The following is an 18,409-nucleotide window of genomic DNA, read 5'->3' on the forward strand; positions in this document are numbered from 1 at the left end:
GCCGTCAGGTCGACGGCGCCCCCGTTCACAGCCAGTCCTTGATGAATGCGCGCAGCGGCTGCCGATACACCTGCTCGTCGGTCCAGTCGTTGCAGATGTCCTCCGGCAGCCGGTAGGTCGCGACGACCTCGCCGGCCCTGCGGCGCCGGACCACCGGGTGGAGGTAGCGGTCGTCGTGCGACCGGTCCGCCTCCCACTCCCGGCCGGCCCGCACGTCGAACGGGTCGATGGCGTCGTGGCCCGCGCCGTACTCGAGACTGACGGTGAAGCAGTCGGCGAACGGCACGTAGGCCAGCGGCAGCTCCTCGACGTACCGCCCATCGGGTGTGAAGGCGTCGCAGAGAAAGCCGAACTGCTGGAACAGCGCGGAGGTGCGGTTGATGCGCTCGAGCACGGCGTCGGCGAGGTCGTCCGCGGCGACCGTGCGATGCGGCCACTCGACGCCGTGGTATTTCTGCTCCAGCATCCGGACGAGCGCGCGGATGCCGTACCGGAAGCCGTGGATGAACGCGCTCGTGTACCTCTTGAAGTCGCGTGACTGCGTGAGCGTCCCGGCGAAGTACAGGCCGGGCACGTTCACCGACTCCCACTCGGGCGTGAGCGCGGGAAACCGGTCGTCGATGGTCAGCTCGGGGCGGCAGCCGGTGGCGAAGACGGACGAGTCCATCCGGAACCCCGTGCAGGTGATGACCCGGTCGTAGGCGAGTTGGACCACCTTGTCCCTGCGGGCGTACGAGAACGTGACGACGTACTCGTCAGCACCGCGCTCGATCCGCAGGATGTCACCGTCGAGCACCATGTTCTGCGTCTTCAGCTGGTACGTGTCGAGGAAGTTGTTGTTCACGGCACGCAGGTGACCGATGAAGTGGGTGCGCCAGGCGAAGTTGATCGCCCGAGGACCCGCGACATGGATGACCGCCGCCCGCTCCGTCAGGTGGTCGGCGGTCTCGAACGCGGAGTTGCCCTTGCCGATGATGAACACGCGCTGGTCGGTGAAGTCGTCCGGGTCGACGGACACGTCCGCGTAGCGCTCGGTGGTCTCGATGCCCGGGATTGGCGGAACGTTCGCCGCACCGAACCCGGTGGCGACGATGACCCGCCTGGCATGGATCGTGTCGCCGTTCTCGCAGCCGAGCTCGAACCACCCGCTCTCCCCGTCCCGCCTGTCGACCCGGCCGACCCGGCAGTCGTAGCGGATGTCGAGGCCCCGCGCGAAGTCGGCCAGGTAGCTCAGGTAGTCGCCGGCGTCCGGGAAGTAGCGGTCGGTGTAGCGGGTGAACCGCAGCGCCGGATCGTCGCAGAGCAGCGAGTTCCAGTCGACCCGCAGGTCCTTCTCGGGGTCGTGCCAGCCCGTGTGCGGCTTGTTGATCGAGATCATCCGCCGGTGGCGCGGAAAGGTGCGGAAGAACGTGCCAGGCGTCGGACCGCTCTCCAGGACGACGTAGTCACGCCCGGCCTTGCCGAGGAAGTACGCCACCTGCAGGCCGGCCGGGCCCGCGCCGATCACTGCGTAGTCGACTGCTGCAGACGCCACGACCCGTACTACGCGAATCTCGACCAAATGGATTGCGGCGAAATCCCTACGCCGCGGTCGGCCCGTACAACGGACCGTGAACGGTGTCCTGGTCACGGTGGTCGCACTGGTCGCGGTGGCGAGCCTGCCCTACTGGCTGCCACACCTGGTGGTCGCGCTGCGGATGTGGGTGTTCGCTCGCATCAACGGTCCGGACGGGATCCAGGTCCCGGGCGAGCTCATCGACGAGTCCCGCTTCCTGGAGATCTACTCACATCCGGCGGTCAACGGACGCAGTCACGGGGCCGGGCTGTCCGACCTGTTCTGGTACTGGCTGTCCCCCGGCGCCGAGGTGCACCAGGAGCACCTGGAGCCGGGGCCGGTCTACGACGAGGTGGCGCACTGCACCCGGCGCATCCTCACCATGCCGACCGCCGAGGCGGACCGGCTGGCGGTGCAGAGCCTGCACGCCACGCTGCACACCACCCTGGGCGCACCGGCGCGGTCACAGGTCGTGCGGCTGCGCGACCTGGTCATGCCGGTGTGGGCGGAGTTCTACCACCGTGTGGTGTTCCAGCGGCCGTGCACGGACGACGTCCGCGCACTGATCGTCGGCAACGCCGACGACGTCATCACCGCCCTCAAGTGCACCGGCCTCCGGCACCTGGACCGCCGGCTCCGGCTGACGGCACACCTGGAGCGGGTGCTCGACGACGTGCCGCACGAGCTGCCGTCGTCGCTGCAGCCGAGAGAGCAGGCGTTCTACCTGCAGGGCACGTTCTTCAACACCGCCGTCGTGCAGAGCTCGGAGGCGACGGCACACCTGCTCATGGCGCTGGCGGCCGACGACGCCCTGCAGCGAGCCGCCTCGGACGAGGCGCTGCTCGACCACGCGTTCGAGCAGACGCTGCGCCGGTACCCGCTGTTCGGCGTGGCGCACCGCATCACGACGGCCGACGTCGAGCTGTCATCGGACCGGACGCTCCCCGCCGGCTCCGTCCTGTGCTTCGACTATCCGGAGTTCCACCGTTCGGGCGGGTACATCCCCTTCGGCGTGGCCGCCAACCGCCCCTGCCCCGCCTGGCACCTCGCCCCCGTCACCGTCAAGGCGGTGACCCGCGAGCTCCTCCGCGACCACACGCTCGCGACGACCGCGGCGCACACGCGCGCACTGCCCAACCGCGGTCCCTGCCTGATGGCCCCGCGCGGCACCTCCGTCCCGCTACGTGCCCCGAGGCTCGCGCTCATGCGAGTCCGCGACAGGTGGGAGGACGTATCGCGCAGCATCGTCCAACTCGTTCTCGGCACCTACATGGTGTGGGACGCGCGCCGCCTGCGCCTGTGCCAGAGGTACTTCGAAGGGATCAGGACATGACCGAACAAGACACCGCAACCCAGCGACCCGTCGTCACCCCCGAGTCCCCGTCCGGCGTGCGACGCCCATGGCTGGTGGTCGTCGTCAGTGTGATCGCCGGATTCCTGCTCACCGTCGTATGGTCGGCCAGCTTCGTGGACGACACCATCGGCGCCAGCGTCGCCGACACCGTGCTGGGTCACGAAGCCGAGGACGCGCCGATCACCGGTGTCCTCTCCGGCATCGCGTTCGCCTTCGCGACGGGCATGGCGGGGACGTTCACCGCCTGCAACATCGCGGCGCTCAGCGCGGTCGCCCCGCTCGTCGGCTCGCGGCCGTCGCTGAGCGAGCGGCTGCGCGAAGTGCTCAAGCCGCTCGGGTGGCTCACGGTGGGCGTGCTGACCGTGTCCGGCGTGTACGGCTTCATCGTGGGGCTGGTCGGCACGAGCATGCCCCAGTTCTCCACCGCACAAGGAGGAGAAGGTCTCTCGCCGCGCAACATCCAGTCCATGGTGGCCTTCGGGATCATCGGCCTCGCCTTCCTCTACCTCGGCCTCGCCGCACTGCGCCTCGTCCCGGACCCACTGGAGCGGATCTCCCGACGGTTCCCAGGGGCCCGCATGCTCCTCATGGGCGCCCTCATCGGAGGCTTCCTCATCGGCCGGCCGTTCGGCCTGTTCCGCCAGCTCTTCCGCGACGCCGCCGAAAGCGGCAACCCGTTCTACGGCGCCGCGGCGTTCATGCTCCAGTCGCTCGGCAACATCGTCCTCATCGCCGTGCTGTTCGTGCTCCTCGCGCTGGTGACAGGCGGCCGAGCGGGCCGCTGGCTGATCGCCCGGCCGGCCCGGCTGGCCGTCATCACCGGCGCGTCGTTCATCGTCGTCGGCGTCTTCACCTTCCTCTACTGGGACGTCCGCATCCTCGCCCGCAACGACCTCATCTGGTACCCGACGGCCCCATGGTCGTGACCTTCGTCCACCGCCGGAACCCGTCATGCTGAGCGACGTCGATTCGATCCGGACCCCTTCGTCGCCCTGGGTCCATGCGCGATAGCCACCAGCCGCATCAGGCTCGGCATCGGCGTGACCTCACCGGCACTGCACTCGGCCCGGCCGCCGCGGCCGGGTTCGCCAGCTGCTCGAGGAACGCAAGGCCCTCGGGTCCGATGTCCAGGGGCGGCGGCCTCATCGCGTACTCCTCGTGCGCGTACTCGGGTAGCCGCCATTGGTGGCTGTGCGGTCGAACTCGTGGGGTAGCCCGAATGCCGGGAAGAGGGTGGCGTCGGCGAACCCGGTGATGCCGGCCACCGATCCGTCGCGCAGGTCCAGGACCATGACGCCGTACGCCGCGACGTCCCCGTCGTCGTCGGGTCCGTAGGCCGCCAGGGCGGTCTGTCCATTGGCGGCTGTGACGATGAGCGGGATGAGGTCGAGGCGACCACCGGCCGGGACCGTGGACAGGAAGGCCATGATCTCGTCGGGGCCATGTAGCGCGAGCGGTTCCGGCGGCATGCGCAGCACAGCATCCTCGCTGAGCAGGGTGATGAGGCAGTCGATGTCGCGGCGCGACCAGGCGTCCAAGAACCGCTCCAGGACGGTGACGTCGGCCGGTGTCAGCTCGCGGCCGGCTCCCGGGCCAGCGCCACGCAGCCTCGTTCGTGCCCGTTGCAGGCCGCTGTTGACCGTGGCCACACTCGTGTCGAGAGCCTCGGCGATCTCGGCGCTGCTGAAGGCCAGGACGTCCTTCAAAATGACCGCTGCCCGCTGAGTCGCTGGCAGGAGTTGCAGGGCGGACACGAAGGCGAGTGTCACGCTCTCGCGCTGTTCGGCCTCGCGCGCCGGATCGAGGCTCGCGGCCGGCAGGGCGTCGAGGAGCCGGTCGGGGTACGGCTGCAGGTGAGCGAGGTCTTCCACGAGCTGTGGCCGGCGTCCCGCGGCCCGGATCATCATCAGGCAGGTGGTGGTCGCGATCCGGTACAGCCAGTGCGAGAACGGCGCCCGCGCCTCGTAGCTCCCCAACGCTGACCAGGCGCGCAGCAGCGTCTCCTGCGTCGCCTCCTCGGCGTCATGGAAAGACCCCAGCATGCGGTAGCAGTGCAAGTGGATCCCGCCTCGGTGTGGTCCCACCAGTTCGGCGAAGGCATGTCCGTCGCCGTCACGCGCGGCAGCGAAGGACGTCGACTGGTCAGCTGGGACCACTGGTCTCACCTCTCGGGGTGCAGCGGCGCGGGCGATGAATGTCGCGTCGTCGCGGCATCAAACGCGTCGTCCACACCACATCACTTGCTGAAGGAGCACTGTCATGGACGCGACGCGAGTCATCGGCGTCTACTACGACGCCTGGAAGAACAAGAAGGGAGACATGACCGGGGTCCCGCTGGCCGATGACATGGTCTTCAAGGGCCCGATCGTCAGCTTCACCGACGCCGCCGGGTTCACGCAGATGGCCGCCGAGGCCGGCGCAGCCGTCACCGCGTTCGAGGTGCGGCGTCAGTTCACCGACGGATCGACCATCTGCTCGATCGTCGACTGGCAGATGGCCATGCTGCCCGGGGAAGTCCTCACCTCGGCCGAGATCCTCGAGGTGGAGGACGGGCAGATCGTGCGAGGTGAACTGATCTACGACGCCGAGTCGCTGCGCAAGGTGATGGCCAGCTGAACACTGTCCGCGGGTCGGGCTCGTCACCACGCGAGCCCGACCCATGCAGCCCCTGCATCGATGACCGGCCAGGTGAACGCTCATGAGGCGGACTCGTGGAGCCGCGCGAACCTGCGGGCCTCGTCGGCCAACTGGTCCCATGCGTCCACGCTGGCGATCGGCAACGACACCCACTCACGAAACACCCGCCCCGCGGGAGCGAACGGCTCACCGAGGCCCTCGCCGATCAGCTCGCGAACACGCTGCCGCGGCAGCTTGATCACCAGGGCATCCGCCTGGGCATCGAACGAGGCGAAGAACCGGCCCCGCAACCTCAGGCACGGGAAACCCATCATCGTCGACCGCTCGACCCCGCGGTCGGCGAGCAACCGGTCCTCGATGTCCTCATACAGCGCACCGGCAGTCCGATCCACCACCGCTTGCTCCCTTCCACGACGTCCCGTGCGGACGACCCGCCCCATTCCGCGCCATGTACTGGTCGATGCCAGCACATCCAGGAAATCATCGCCGGTTCGATGACATCCGGGCCAGGCCGGCATCTGACCTCGCACCAATCCAGGCTGGGCCAAACTCGTCAGGCCCGCGTCGGGCCGCTCATCGACGCCACGCCCTGCTCCGCTGGAACCACCCGTCGTCGAGGTCACGGCCGATGAGGAACCCGAGGCCGTGAGATCCTGGCGGATCGTCGTCGCGAAGATCCAAGAACGGGCAGTTCGGCGAGCGGCGCTCCATCAACGACCCGCGCCATCGGGAAGCGTTCACCGAGACGGTCGGCCGGCTGTGACGAGGTGGTCGCGTCTACTGGCCAGGAACTCGAGTTCGGGTTGGGTGGGCGCCAGTTCCGCGGCGCGGGCGTAGGCCTCGGCCGCCTCCGCGGTCCGTCCGAGGCGCTCCAGCATCGCCGCCCGGGACGCGTGCAGCAGGTGGTAGCCGTCGAGGTCGTCCGCTATCCCGTCCAGCAAAACAAGGGCGGTCGCGGGCCCTTCGGTCTCGGCTACGGCGATGGCGCGGTTCAGTGCCACGACCGGGGTCGGCATGATCGCCACCAGCCGGTCGTAGAGCCGGACGATCGCCGGCCAGTCGGTGACGTCGTACGTGACGGCCGCACAGTGGACCCCGTGGATCGCGGCCTGGAGCTGGAACGGTCCCATCCGACCCCGTTGGATGCAGGCCAGCACCAGCCGGTGTCCGTCCGCGATGAGCGTTCGATCCCACAGTGATCGGTCCTGGTCGCGCAGGAGAACGATGCCGCTGCCACTGCGCGCCGGGACCCGGGACTCGCACAGCAGCATCAGCGCGAGCAGACCGAGCGCCTCGGGCTCGTCCGGCATCAACGCCGCCAGTAGTCGCGTCAAACGGATCGCCTCACGACGAAGATCAGCGCGCGCTTCCTGGCCGTCGGCGCCCGCGTTGTAGATCAGGTACAGGACCGACAGCACTGCGCGTAGCCTCGCGGGGAGTTCCGCCTCACCGGGCACACGGTAGGGAATGTTCGCCGCCTTGATCTTGTACTTGGCGCGCACCAGCCGTTTGGCCATGGTCGCCTCGCTCACCACGAACGCGCGAGCCACCTCACCCAGGGACAGCCCACCGATCAGTCGCAGCGTGAGCGCCACCTGGTGCTCCACGCTGATCGCCGGGTGGCAACACGTGAAGATGAGCCGGAGCTGGTCATCACGGCTCAGACCGAGGTCCCCACCTGGAGCTGCGGCGAGCTCGCTCGCCGCTGCTGCGGCCAGCTGCTGGTACAGCTCCCGGCCACGCTGATTGCGTCGTACGACATCGGTCGCGCGGTTACGGGCAGTCGTCACGATCCATCCCGCCGGATTGTCGGGGATCCCGTCCCTCGGCCACCTGTCCAAAGCGGCGACGAACGCGTCCTGGACCGCGTCCTCGGCGAGCGAGATGTCACCGAAGACGCGGACCAGCGTCGCCACCGCACGACCATGGGCCGCACGGAACGCACGCTCGACCTCGTTCATCCACTCAGGTCCGAGCCACGGGCTGTTACGCCGGTTGGACGCGGCCGGTGGCCCGGAACGGCCGGACCTCGACGGCGTGGTTGGTCGCGTCCACGACCTTGCCCGCCCACTCCAGGGCATGGTCCAGGCTCTCGGAGTTGATGATGTAGAAGCCGCCGATGTGCTCCTTGGCCTCCGTGAAGGGACCGTCGGTCATGACCTTGTCCAGGCCGGTGCCGGCACTCACCACGGTAGCAACGTCCGGGCCGTGCAGTGCCCCGCCGAACACGAAGGCACCAGCAGCCTCCATCTCCTCCTCCAGCGCGACCACCCGAGCCATGAACGACTGCATCTCCTCCGGCGTCGCCGGGGCTCCCTCGACCCTGCCCTGCACCTCGTACACCGACAACAGGTACTGGTTCATCCGAACTCCCAACCACATTGACGCTGGCGCTTCCCTCTCCGACCTACTGACGAACGGGAGCATGCCGATCAGGACACCCAGTCCGAAGACTACGACTGCGCATTCTCGGCCCCACGGAGTCGTGCGCGTCCAACGGGTCAGCGACGGGCGCGGTGGCATCGTGCGATGCCTGCGAGCGGACCGGCACCCGCAACGGTGAGAGCGGCAGCGGCGAGCCACCGCGGACCGGCGTTCGCGACCCAGCCGCAAAGAGCGTGCCCTGGATCTCAGGGCGGTGTCGACGACGGAATCGGCCGGGTCGCCGCCGGCGTTCACCCGCAGGAACCTGGCTCGAGCTCGCGAGCTTCGTCAGGCCCCGCCACCCGCATCGCCCACCGCCACGTCAACGAGCGAGGTTCCTCCCGGACTCTGCCGGGCGCGGCGTGCCGCATCGTGACCGCCGACCAGGTGCTCAGCGCGGAGCGGCCCAGCGTGCGGGCCACTTCCTCGGCGGCGGGCGGCGTGCGCTCGACGGCGGCGCGGGTCGCCCCGATCGCCTTGGGCAGGAACAACACCGCGTAGGCGAAGCACAGCACGGCGGCGCTCTGGTAGAGGCCGGGGACCACCCGCGGGGAGAAGACCAGCGACAGCCCGACCACGATCCCGGGCAGCGCGTGGCCGAGGTAGGAGACCCCTTCCAGCGCCGCCGCCCGGACCGCGGCCACCCCGCCGCGGGCGGCCCGGCGACGGACGGCCGCTCGGCGACGACCACGATCGACGCCAGCGCCGCCAGCACCAGCGCCAGAGCATCTGCCGGGTGGCCGATGGTTCGGCGGCCGATGGCTGTTTCAGCGGCTCACCGCGGTCTCGCGCTCCACCCGCGAGAGCTTGTCGGGGTTGCGCACGTAGTAGAGCCCGGTGACGAGGCCGTCCTCGACCCGCACCGCGACGACGCCGTCGAGCTCGCCGTCGACCCGCACGATCAGGCCGGGGTAGCCGTTGACCTGCGCCGGCTCGGCCGACATGGCGGCACCGAGCCGGTTCAGGCCGGTCGCCCACAGGCGAGCCACCTTGTCAGCACCCACCGTGGGCCGCTGCATCGACTGCTTGACGCCGCCGCCGTCGCTCATAGCGACGACGTCCGGCGCGAGGATGTCGAACAGGATCCGCAGGTCGCCCGTCTCGATCGCACGCTGGAAGGCCGCGAGCGCGGCCCGGGTCTCGGCGGAGCTGACCGTTCCACGCGGCCGGCGCGCGGCGACGTGCGCCCGCGCGCGGTGGGCGATCTGGCGCACCGCGGCGGGGTTCTTGTCGACGGCCGCAGCGATCTCGTCGTAGGCCAGGTCGAACACGTCGCGCAGCACGAACACGGCCCGCTCAGTCGGGGTGAGCGTCTCCAGGACCAGCAGCATCGCCATCGACAGGCTATCCGCCAGCTCGACGTCGTCGGCGACGTCGGGCGCGGTCAGCAACGGCTCGGGCAGCCACGGGCCGACATAGGACTCCTTGCGCCGGCCGACGACGCGCAGCCGGGCCAGCGCCTGCCGGGCGGCGATCCGGACCAGATAGGCGCGCTGGTCCCGCACCGTGCTCAGGTCGACGCCGGCCCACCGCAGCCACGTCTCCTGCAGCACGTCCTCCGCGTCGGCGGCCGAGCCGAGCAGCTCATAGGCGACGGTGAAGAGCAGGTTGCGGTGGGCGACGAACACCTCGGTCGCGGCGTCCGCCCCGCCGTCGTCGCCCATGGGTCTCCCGTCTCGCCGCGCTTCGCCATCACTCACAAGATGCCGCGCGCCATCGGTTTGTGACATCACCGCGGCGATGACCCGCGTCACAGTGCCGTGCCTGTCACACCCGGCCGGGTGCGGGCATCTCATGACCGGCAATGACAACGGCGACGAGCGGAGTGACGGATGACGGAGCCAGGGCCGGCCTCGCTGGCGGGACGGGTCGCGGTCGTGACCGGGGCCGGGTCCGGAATCGGCGCGGCGACGACGGTGACGCTGGCAGCGCTGGGCGCGCGGGTGTGCTGCGCCGGACGTCGTGCCGACGGCGTCGAGCGGACGGCCGAGCGGATCACGGCCGCGGGCGGCAAGGCCTTCGGGCTGCGCGTCGACGTGGCGTCGCCGGAGGACAACGCCGCGATGGTGCGCGAGACGGTGAACCGCTACGGCGCCGTGCACATCGCGCACCTCAACGCCGCGACGGGGCACTGGGCCGGCGTCCTGGACTACCCGCTGGAGGAGTGGGACCACACGATGGCGGTGAACCTGCGCGGTGTGCTGCTCGGTCTGCAGGCGACGGGACGGGCGATGCGCGCCGCGGGCGGCGGCTCGGTCGTGGTCACGGCGTCGGCGGCCGGGCTGACCGGTGTGCGGATGTCGGCGGCGTACTCCGCGTCCAAGCACGGCGTGATCGGGCTGGTGAAGTCGGCCGCACTGGAGCTGGGGCCGGCCGGCATCCGGGTCAACGCGATCTGCCCGGGCTTCATCGCCAGCAACGAGCTGCTACGGAGGATGGGCGAGGAACTCGACGTCAGCAGCCGGTTCCCCCTGGGCCGGCCCGGGCAGGCCGACGAGGTCGCCCACCTGGTCGCGTTCCTGGCCGGCGAGAACGCCTCGTTCATCACCGGCAGCGTCTTCACCATCGACGGCGGCTGGCTGGCCGGCGGCATCGAACTGCGAAGCGATACCGACGACCCCGCCACGGGCGATGACACGGTCGCCGCCCTCGCCAACACCGGCGCCCGGACCTCCCGCGAACACCAGCCACGCCGGACGTAGTCGTTCCCGGGCGGCTTCGGGCCCATCGATGATTGCGGGCGCACGCCATCTGGGACCCGATCTACGACGGCATCCGCGAGCGCATTGCCGCGTTCGTGGACAAGCCGCCCGGCGGCGACAAGCCGCCGCGGCCCAGGCGCTGGTCACGATCGTCGAGGCCGAGCACCCGCCGTTGCCGGTGTTCCTCGGTCCTCAGGGCCACCAGATCGTGCCGAAGGGTCTACGCCGACCGGCTCAAGACCTGGGCGGATTGGCAGGACCTCGCCGTCGAGGCCCACGGCACGACCGTGCACGACCCCGGACCCCACCGTGGCTTGAGCCACTCCTGTGACGCACGCCATAGGCCGCTCCTGTCAGCTATCGGGGCGTCGTTCCGCTCAACCCACATGAGCACGAACCATGTACAGGCAGTACCCGCTGACGGGTCCGGCCCGGGCGCGCCGGACGCGCGCCAGCTGCGCACGATCCTGATCGCCGTCTCGATGGCACTGATGGCCGTCATCGCCTCGGTGTCCGGGCTCAACGTCGCGCAGACACGCATAGCCGTCGACTTGGAGACCACGCAATCCACGGTCTTGTGGATCATCAACATCTACACCCTCGCGCTGTCCGCACTGCTGCTGCCGCTCGGCGCGATCGGTGACCGCCTGGGTCGCAGGCCGACGCTGATCGCCGGGTTGGCCGTGTTCGGCGTCGCGAGCGTTGTCGCCGCCCTCGCGCCGACCGCTGAATTCATGCTCACAGCGCGCGTGGCCAACGGTGTCGGGGCAGCCATCATCATGCCCGTCACCCTGGCCGTGATCACCTCCACGTTCCCCGAGGATCAGCGTGGCAAGGCGATCGGCGTGTGGACCGCCGTCGCCGGAGGCGGCGGCATCCTCGGCATGTTCCTGTCCGCCCTTCTCATCGACGTGGCCGACTGGCGCTGGCTGTTCGCCCTGCCCATCGCCTTGGTGGTCCTCGCCCTGGCCATGACGCTGAGGTCGGTTCCCAACTCCCGCGAGCGGTCCGCCCACGCCTTCGACACCATCGGCGCACTCGTCTCCGTCGTCGCCGTCGTCGGCCTCATCTTCGTCCTCCAGGAGGGGCCGGAGCGCGGCTGGACCGCACCGGCGACGCTGACCAGCCTGGCCGTCGGCGTCGTCGCCACGGTCGGCTTCGTGTCTTGGGAGTTGCGCCGCAAAGACGCCGCACTGCTGGACGTGCGCCTGTTCCGCGAACGCGGCCTTGCCGGCGGCTCGACCACCCTGGTGGCGGTCTTCGGTGTTCAGTCAGGCATCTTCGTGGTGCTCTTCCCGTTCTTCCAGGCCGTTCTCGACTGGTCGGCGTTGCTGTCCGCGGCGGCGCTGATGCCGATGGCCGCCGCGATGATGACGGCCTCCGGGCTGGCCCCGAGGATGGCTTCGCGGATCGGGGCCCGGCCGACCATGACCGCCGGAGTCGCGTTGACCGCTGCCGGACTCACGCTCATGGCCCTGTCCGTTTCCGTCGACGGCGGCTACCTGTCGATCCTGCCCGGCATCATCGTCATGGGCATCGGCATGGGCCTGGCCATGGTGCCATCCACCGAGGCCATCACCCTTTCCCTGCCGCGCGCGAAGCAGGGTGTCGCCTCGGCCCTCAACGACGTCACCCGCGAGTTCGGCACCGCGCTCGGCGTCGCCGCGCTGGGGGCGATCCTCACGGCCGGCTACCGCGACGCCATCGACGACCGGCTGGACGGCGTGCCCACGGCGACCGCGGCCACCGCGCGGGAGGGCATCGCCAACGCCGTCGAGGCATCGGCCAGCGCTGGCACGGACACGCAATACCTCCTCGACGCCGCGAGACAGTCCTACGTGGACGGATGGCAGCAATCCATGTGGGTCGGTGTCGCCGTCATGGCCGTGCTCGCCCTCTACATCGCCCTGCGCGGTCCGAAGGACGCCACCCGCGCCACCGAGGTGTGACGCACGTCACCTGCTGGTCCTGTCAGGAATCGGGGCGCTGTCCCGCTCAAGGTCACGAAGAGCAGCGGGACCGACAGGAGCATCGCATGAAGCATCGCATCGTCGTTCTCGGCGCGGGCTATGCCGGGGCCTACGTGGCCGGGAACCTGGCCGGCCGGTTGTCACCGACGGACACCGAGATCACAGTGGTCAACGCCGCGCCGGAGTTCGTGCAGCGGCAGCGGCTGAACCAGCTGGCGGCCGGCCGCGAGGTCGCGGCTCCGCAGCTGACCGAGGTCTTCGCGGGCACGACGATCCAGGTGCGGCTGGCCCGGGTCACCGCGATCGTCCCGGAGCGCCGGGTCGTCGCGGTGGCCGACGCCGAGGGCGGCGGCGAGGTCGGCTACGACTCGCTCGTGTACGCGCTCGGCAGCCACGTCGCCGACCACATCGTCCCCGGCGTGGCCCAGCATGCCTTCGACGTCGCCGGGCGGCCCTCGGCGCTGCGGCTGCGCGAACGCCTGGACGAGCTGGAGCGGCGGGGCGACGGCGGACGGGTGCTGGTCGTCGGCGACGGGTTGACCGGCATCGAGACCGCCACCGAGATCGCCGAGGCCCGGATCGGGCTGTCGGTGTCGCTGCTGGCCCGCGGCGAGCTGGGCGCCCGGCTCTGCACCGGTGCGCGCACCCATCTGCGCCGGGCTTGCGCGCGGCTGGGCATCACCGTCGTCGAGCACACGAGGGTAGACGCGGTCGAGGCCACCCGGGTGCGGTGCGCCGACGGCGCCGTCCTGGCCTCCGACGCGACGGTCTGGACGGGCGGGTTCGCGGTCAGCCCCATCGCCGCCGCCGCCGGGCTCGAGGTCACCGAGCACGGTCAGATCGTCGTCGACCGCACCATGCGGTCGGTCTCGAACCCGGACGTCTACGCCATCGGCGACAGCGTCCACACCATCGGCGACAACGGCCGGCAGCTGCCGATGAACTGCGGCTCGGCCGGCTACACCGGCCGCCAGGCCATCGAGGCGATCGTGGGACGCCTGACCGGCCGCGACATCGCGAACGTCAAACTCGTCTACTGGAACAACGCCATCAGCCTCGGACGGCGCGACGGGATCCTGCAGCTGATCGACGGCGCCGCGCAGCCGCGGCGGAGATTCGTCGGCGGGCGGATGGCCAGGCAGATCAAGGCCGGCGTCCAGCGGGGCGCGCTGCTGGGCACCATGCACCCGACGGCGTTCGGCCTGCCCAAGCGCCGGCGTCGCCTGGCCACCCCATCGAACGACGCCCACACGACGGTCGCGTAGCCGTCTACGTTGGTCCGCATGGACGGCACCGCCATCGATCGCTTCGGCACCGGCCGGTTCGAAGCCAGCCGCAACCGGCTGGCCTCACTGGCCTACCGGCTGCTGGGTTCCGCCGCCGACGCCGAGGACGCCGTGCAGGATGCATACCTGCACTGGCAGGCCGCCGACCGGCAGCGGATCAAGGTCCCGGAAGCGTGGCTGACCAAGGTCGTCACCAACCTGTGCCTCGACCGGCTCCGCTCGGCGCAGGCCCGCCGCGAACGCACCGCCGGTGCCTGGCTGCCCGAACCACTGCTCGACGGCGACCCGATGCTCGGCCCGGCCGACACCTACGAGCAGCGCGAATCGGTCTCCCTGGCCGTGCTGACGCTCATGGAGCACCTGTCACCCGTCGAACGGGCCGTCTACGTCCTACGCGAAGCGTTCTCCTACGGCCACGCCGAGATCGCCGAGATCCTCGACGTCACCGAATCCGCCAGCCAGCAGCACCTCCACCGGGCCAGGCGCCGCATCAGCACATCGCGACCCCGCGGCGTCGACGTCGACCCGGCATCCGCCCGCAGGATCGTCGAGGAGTTCTTCACCGCCGCCGCCTCGGGCCGCACCGAACCACTGGTGGCGCTACTCACCGACGACGCGACGGCGATCTCCGACGGCGCCGGCCTGACCGCGACGCTACTGCGATACGACACGCCGCAACGCATCGCCGCCATCGCCCGGGCCGGATTCGCACCCACAGCCGCGAAACGGCGGTTCGCCGGCGGCACGCCCGCCGTCCACTACGCGCTCGTCAACCGCTCCCCTGCCATCCTCTTCGTGCTCGGCGACCACGTCGTCGGCGCCGTGACGTTCGATCTCACCGGCGGCAGGATCGCCGCCGTCTGCGGCGTCGCCGCCCCCACCCAACTCATCCGCCTCACCGAAGCCTGGCGGCAGCACGAACCGGACCTACCGATCGTCACCCAGTGGTAACCCCAAGCGCCGGGCGCGGCCAGGCGCAGCTCGTCCCGTGTCTCGATTTGGGCTACTGACGACAGCTGCTGCGCAGGGGTCCTTGTGCGCCTGATTGAACACATGTTTAATCAGAGGCGTGCGCGACACGAGCGCGAAGCGAGAGGCCCGGCCCGCCGGCGTGGAGACGGCCGAGCGGATCCGCGACGCCGCGATCGCGCGGTTCGGTCGCGACGGTTTCGCCGTGGGGCTGCGAGCACTCGCCGCGGACGCCGGCGTGACCGCGGGACTGATCGTGCACCACTTCGGCTCGAAGGACGGCCTGCGACGCGAGTGCGATGCGCAGGTCCTGGCGGTCATCCGCGCCGAGAAGACCAAGGCCGTGACGACCGGCACCGCCGCGATGCTGTTCGCGCAGCTGGCCGAGGTGGAGCAGTTCGCGCCGATGGCCCGGTACCTGCTGCGCAGCCTGCAGGCCGGTGGCGCGCTGGCGTCGGAGCTGGTCGAGCAGATGCTGGCCGACGCGCAGGAGTATCTGGCGGCGGGCGTCGCGGCGGGCGTGATCCTCCCCAGCCGCGACCCGGAGGCGCGCACGCGGTTCCTCGCCTACCAGAACATTGGCGGCCTGCTGCTGTGGGCCACGATGCACCTCGACGATCACCCGGACGACTTCGCCGCGGCGTTCCGCCGCTACTCCGAGCAGATCACCCTGCCGGCGCTGGAACTGTTCAGCCAGGGCCTGTTCGTCGACCGCTCCATGCTGGACGACTACCTCATGTACGTGCCGGATCCGCCACCGGCAGGCGACGCGGCCACGGCCGCGAGCTAGCCACTGACGCACGCCCCGCACCTCGGGGCCCTTTCATCCGTCACGATCTTCTCTTCCCCGGCCATGGGCTGGGGTTCACGCATCGAGGTAGCCCGATGACTCCTGCCATCCAGATCCAGCAACTGCGCAAGTCCTTCGGAACCGTCACCGCACTCGACGGACTCGACCTGAGTGTCGAGACCGGCGAGGTCCACGGCTTCCTCGGCCCGAACGGCGCCGGCAAGTCGACCACCATCCGGATCCTGCTCGGGCTGCTCCGTGCCGACGCCGGCCGCGCCGTCGTGCTCGGTGGCGACCCATGGGATGACGCCGTCGAGCTGCACCACCGGCTCGCCTACGTCCCCGGTGACGTCGAGCTGTGGCCCAACCTCACCGGCGGCGAGGCCATCGACCTGATGGCCCGGCTGCGCGGCGGCCTGGACCCCGACCGCCGCCGCGACCTGATCGAACGCTTCGACCTGGACCCCTCCAAGAAGGCCCGCACCTACTCCAAGGGCAACCGGCAGAAGGTCGCCATCATCGCCGCGCTCGCCTCCGACATGGACCTTCTCATCCTCGACGAACCCACCGCGGGCCTGGACCCGCTCATGGAGACGGTGTTCCAGCAGCTCATCGCCCAGGCCAAGAACGACGGGCGCACCGTGCTGCTGTCCAGCCACATCCTCGCCCAGGTCGAGAAGCTGTGCGACACCATCAGCATCATCCGCCGCGGCGAGGTCGTCCAGACCGGCACCCTCGCGCAGATGCGGCACCTGACCCGCACCACCATCGAGGCCGACACGCTGCGACCGGCGGACACGCTGGCGGAGCTGCCCGGGGTGCACGACTTCCACGACGAGAACGGCCGGGCACGCTTCGACGTCGACAGCGAGCACCTCGATACGGTGATCCGCCGGCTCGGTGACCTGGGCGTGCGCAGCATCACCAGCCGCCCGCCCACGCTCGAGGAGCTCATGCTGCGCCACTACGGCGACGAGCTCGCCGGCAACGGGGCCGGGGGTGCGCGATGAGCACCGCCACCACGCTGCCCACGCAGGCCAGGTCATCGTCGAGATCGCGGAGCACACTGGCCGGCACCTGGACGCTGACCCGGTTCATGCTGCGCCGCGACCGCGTCCGCCTGCCAGTATGGATCGCCGCGCTGACACTCTTCGGGGTCGGCACGGTGGGCAGCTTCGAGCAGACCTACCCGACCGCCGCGGACCGCGCGACGGCGGCGGACCTGTCCAGCCTGCCGGCGGTCACCGCCATGGTGGGCCGCATCTACAGCCGCGACGACTACACCTACGGCGTGATGACCGGCCACCAGATGTACGTCTTCATGGCGATCCTGCTGGGACTGATGAGCATCCTGCTGTTCGTCCGCCACACCCGCGCCGAGGAAGAGACCGGCCGCGCCGAACTCGTCCGCTCGAACGTCCTGGGCCGCCACGCCCAGCTGACCGCGGCGTTCCTCGTCGTCGGCGGCGCCAACGCCGTCACCGGACTGCTCATCGCCGCCGGGCTGAGCGGCTCCGGCGCCGACGGCGTCTCCGGTGAGGGTTCCCTGTTGTTCGGTGTCGGCCTGGTCGCCGCCGGTCTGGTGTTCACCGCGGTCGCCGCGGTCACCAGCCAGATCACCGAATACGCCCGCGGCGCGTCCGGGATGGCGCTGGCGGTGCTCGGCGTGACCTACGCGATCCGGGCGGTCGGCGACGTCGCCGCGAGCGGCCTGTCGTGGGTGTCGCCGCTGTACTGGGGCCAGGCCACCCGGTCCTTCGCCGCCGACCAGCGGTGGTGGCCGCTGCTGCTCATGGTCGCCCTGACCGTCCTGCTGGCCACCGTCGCCTACACATTGAGCGTGCACCGCGACGTCGGCGCCGGTCTGCGTCCGGCCCGGCTCGGCTCCCCCACCGCCTCACCAGCGTTGAGCGGCCCGCTCGGGCTCGCGTTCAGGCTGCAACGCGCCAGCCTCATCGCGTGGTCCATCGGGCTGCTCGTCCTCGCGGTCACCTACGGATCGTTGGTCGACAGCATCCAGGGCATGTTCGACCAGATCTCCTCGTTCGAGGACCTGATCCGCGACATCGCCGGTGCCACACTGATCGAGTCGTGGCTGGTCACCGTGCTCAGCCTCACCGGCATGCTCGCCTCCATCCAGGCCGTCCTCGCGGTACTGCGGCTGCGGGCGGAGGAGACCGCCGGGCGCGCGGAACCGATCCTGGCCACGGCGGTCTCCCGCGGCCGCTGGGCCGCCAGCCACCTCACCATGGCCTTCGGCGGCAGCGCCGTCAGCATGGTGCTGGCCGGGCTCGGCTTCGGCGTCTCCACCGCAATCGCCACCGACGACACCGCCTGGATCGGCGACATGCTCGCCGCCGGCCTCGTGCAGCTCCCAGCGATCTGGGTCGCTGCCGGCTTCGCGATGGCCGTCGTCGGCCTGGCACCACGACTGAGCCCGCTGACCTGGCTCGTCCCCGCCTACGCGATCGCCATCGTCTACATGGGACAGATCCTGCAGTTCCCCGACTGGACCAGGAACCTGTCACCGTTCGGGCATGTCCCCGAACTCCCGGCCGGCGACTTCGAACCCGTCCCGGTGCTCATCCTGCTGACAATAGCTGCGGCATTCTCCTGGGCCGGGCTCGCCGGGATGCGCCGCCGCGACATCCCGATCAACTGACGGCCACCGGATGGCGGTCAGGACAAGTGGTGGTGTTCGGCCACACCGGATGCCTACGGT

17 protein-coding genes and 1 pseudogene are annotated in these 18,409 nt (G+C 70.3%); 11 read left to right on the forward strand and 7 right to left on the reverse strand.

Going from position 1 to position 18,409, the window contains the following annotated elements:
* Window positions 1–25: 25 nt before the first annotated feature.
* Window positions 26–1,534, reverse strand: a complete 1,509-nt coding sequence (locus tag BLV05_RS25835; protein ID WP_046767524.1) for an NAD(P)-binding domain-containing protein — start codon at window positions 1,532–1,534, stop codon at window positions 26–28.
* A 76-nt stretch (window positions 1,535–1,610) separates the two neighbouring features.
* Between BLV05_RS25835 and BLV05_RS25840 the strand changes: the two genes are divergently transcribed.
* The 3 genes and pseudogenes from BLV05_RS25840 to BLV05_RS38720 form a co-directional block, all read left to right on the forward strand.
* On the forward strand, window positions 1,611–2,888 hold the full coding sequence (locus BLV05_RS25840) for a cytochrome P450 family protein (RefSeq protein WP_046767523.1): 1,278 nt from the start codon (window positions 1,611–1,613) through the stop codon (window positions 2,886–2,888).
* Complete coding sequence (locus BLV05_RS25845) at window positions 2,885–3,835, forward strand: hypothetical protein (RefSeq protein ID WP_046767522.1); 951 nt, start codon at window positions 2,885–2,887, stop codon at window positions 3,833–3,835. The genes BLV05_RS25840 and BLV05_RS25845 overlap by 4 nt, the downstream gene beginning before the upstream one ends.
* Before the next feature lie 66 nt (window positions 3,836–3,901).
* Window positions 3,902–4,050 (forward strand): annotated as a pseudogene (locus BLV05_RS38720) (LLM class flavin-dependent oxidoreductase); the annotation flags it as partial.
* Window position 4,051: 1 nt separating this feature from the next.
* Here the strand turns inward: BLV05_RS38720 and BLV05_RS25850 are convergent.
* Window positions 4,052–5,065, reverse strand: a complete 1,014-nt coding sequence (locus tag BLV05_RS25850) for an RNA polymerase subunit sigma-70 (RefSeq protein ID WP_082155037.1) — start codon at window positions 5,063–5,065, stop codon at window positions 4,052–4,054.
* A 103-nt stretch (window positions 5,066–5,168) separates the two neighbouring features.
* Between BLV05_RS25850 and BLV05_RS25855 the strand changes: the two genes are divergently transcribed.
* Complete coding sequence (locus BLV05_RS25855) at window positions 5,169–5,525, forward strand: nuclear transport factor 2 family protein (RefSeq protein WP_046767521.1); 357 nt, start codon at window positions 5,169–5,171, stop codon at window positions 5,523–5,525.
* Window positions 5,526–5,605: 80 nt separating this feature from the next.
* Here the strand turns inward: BLV05_RS25855 and BLV05_RS25860 are convergent, their stop codons facing one another.
* The 5 genes from BLV05_RS25860 to BLV05_RS25880 form a co-directional block, all read right to left on the reverse strand.
* Window positions 5,606–6,064 carry a hypothetical protein gene (locus tag BLV05_RS25860; protein WP_157524309.1) on the reverse strand — a complete coding sequence of 153 codons (459 nt, stop codon included), beginning with the start codon at window positions 6,062–6,064 and terminating at the stop codon, window positions 5,606–5,608.
* A gap of 219 nt (window positions 6,065–6,283) precedes the next feature.
* On the reverse strand, window positions 6,284–7,507 hold the full coding sequence (locus BLV05_RS25865) for an RNA polymerase sigma factor (RefSeq protein ID WP_046767520.1): 1,224 nt from the start codon (window positions 7,505–7,507) through the stop codon (window positions 6,284–6,286).
* Between the two features lie 25 nt (window positions 7,508–7,532).
* Complete coding sequence (locus tag BLV05_RS25870; RefSeq protein WP_046767519.1) at window positions 7,533–7,910, reverse strand: YciI family protein; 378 nt, start codon at window positions 7,908–7,910, stop codon at window positions 7,533–7,535.
* Window positions 7,911–8,221: 311 nt separating this feature from the next.
* Window positions 8,222–8,614, reverse strand: coding sequence for an ABC transporter permease subunit (locus tag BLV05_RS25875; RefSeq protein ID WP_046767518.1), 393 nt, complete (start codon window positions 8,612–8,614; stop codon window positions 8,222–8,224).
* Between the two features lie 123 nt (window positions 8,615–8,737).
* Window positions 8,738–9,634, reverse strand: a complete 897-nt coding sequence (locus tag BLV05_RS25880; protein ID WP_083421380.1) for an RNA polymerase sigma-70 factor — start codon at window positions 9,632–9,634, stop codon at window positions 8,738–8,740.
* 168 nt (window positions 9,635–9,802) lie between these two features.
* On the opposite strand from BLV05_RS25880, the gene BLV05_RS25885 reads away from it, so the two are divergent.
* The 7 genes from BLV05_RS25885 to BLV05_RS25915 all read left to right on the forward strand — a co-directional run bounded on the left by BLV05_RS25885 (window position 9,803) and on the right by BLV05_RS25915 (window position 18,349).
* Entirely contained in the window at window positions 9,803–10,672 is an 870-nt protein-coding gene (locus BLV05_RS25885; RefSeq protein WP_083421381.1) for an SDR family NAD(P)-dependent oxidoreductase, read from the forward strand.
* A gap of 386 nt (window positions 10,673–11,058) precedes the next feature.
* Window positions 11,059–12,621, forward strand: coding sequence for an MFS transporter (locus tag BLV05_RS25890; RefSeq protein WP_046769781.1), 1,563 nt, complete (start codon window positions 11,059–11,061; stop codon window positions 12,619–12,621).
* 86 nt (window positions 12,622–12,707) lie between these two features.
* Window positions 12,708–13,907 carry an NAD(P)/FAD-dependent oxidoreductase gene (locus tag BLV05_RS25895; protein WP_046769780.1) on the forward strand — a complete coding sequence of 400 codons (1,200 nt, stop codon included), beginning with the start codon at window positions 12,708–12,710 and terminating at the stop codon, window positions 13,905–13,907.
* A gap of 18 nt (window positions 13,908–13,925) precedes the next feature.
* Window positions 13,926–14,879, forward strand: coding sequence for a sigma-70 family RNA polymerase sigma factor (locus BLV05_RS25900; RefSeq protein WP_172860699.1), 954 nt, complete (start codon window positions 13,926–13,928; stop codon window positions 14,877–14,879).
* A gap of 118 nt (window positions 14,880–14,997) precedes the next feature.
* Complete coding sequence (locus BLV05_RS25905; RefSeq protein WP_046769778.1) at window positions 14,998–15,687, forward strand: TetR/AcrR family transcriptional regulator; 690 nt, start codon at window positions 14,998–15,000, stop codon at window positions 15,685–15,687.
* A 95-nt stretch (window positions 15,688–15,782) separates the two neighbouring features.
* Entirely contained in the window at window positions 15,783–16,697 is a 915-nt protein-coding gene (locus tag BLV05_RS25910; RefSeq protein ID WP_083421382.1) for an ABC transporter ATP-binding protein, read from the forward strand.
* Window positions 16,694–18,349, forward strand: a complete 1,656-nt coding sequence (locus BLV05_RS25915) for an ABC transporter permease (protein WP_083421383.1) — start codon at window positions 16,694–16,696, stop codon at window positions 18,347–18,349. Before BLV05_RS25910 ends, BLV05_RS25915 begins: the two co-directional genes overlap by 4 nt.
* Window positions 18,350–18,409 lie beyond the last annotated feature (60 nt).

This window comes from Jiangella alkaliphila (assembly GCF_900105925.1).
In the GTDB taxonomy this organism is placed as follows: Bacteria; Actinomycetota; Actinomycetes; order Jiangellales; family Jiangellaceae; genus Jiangella; species Jiangella alkaliphila.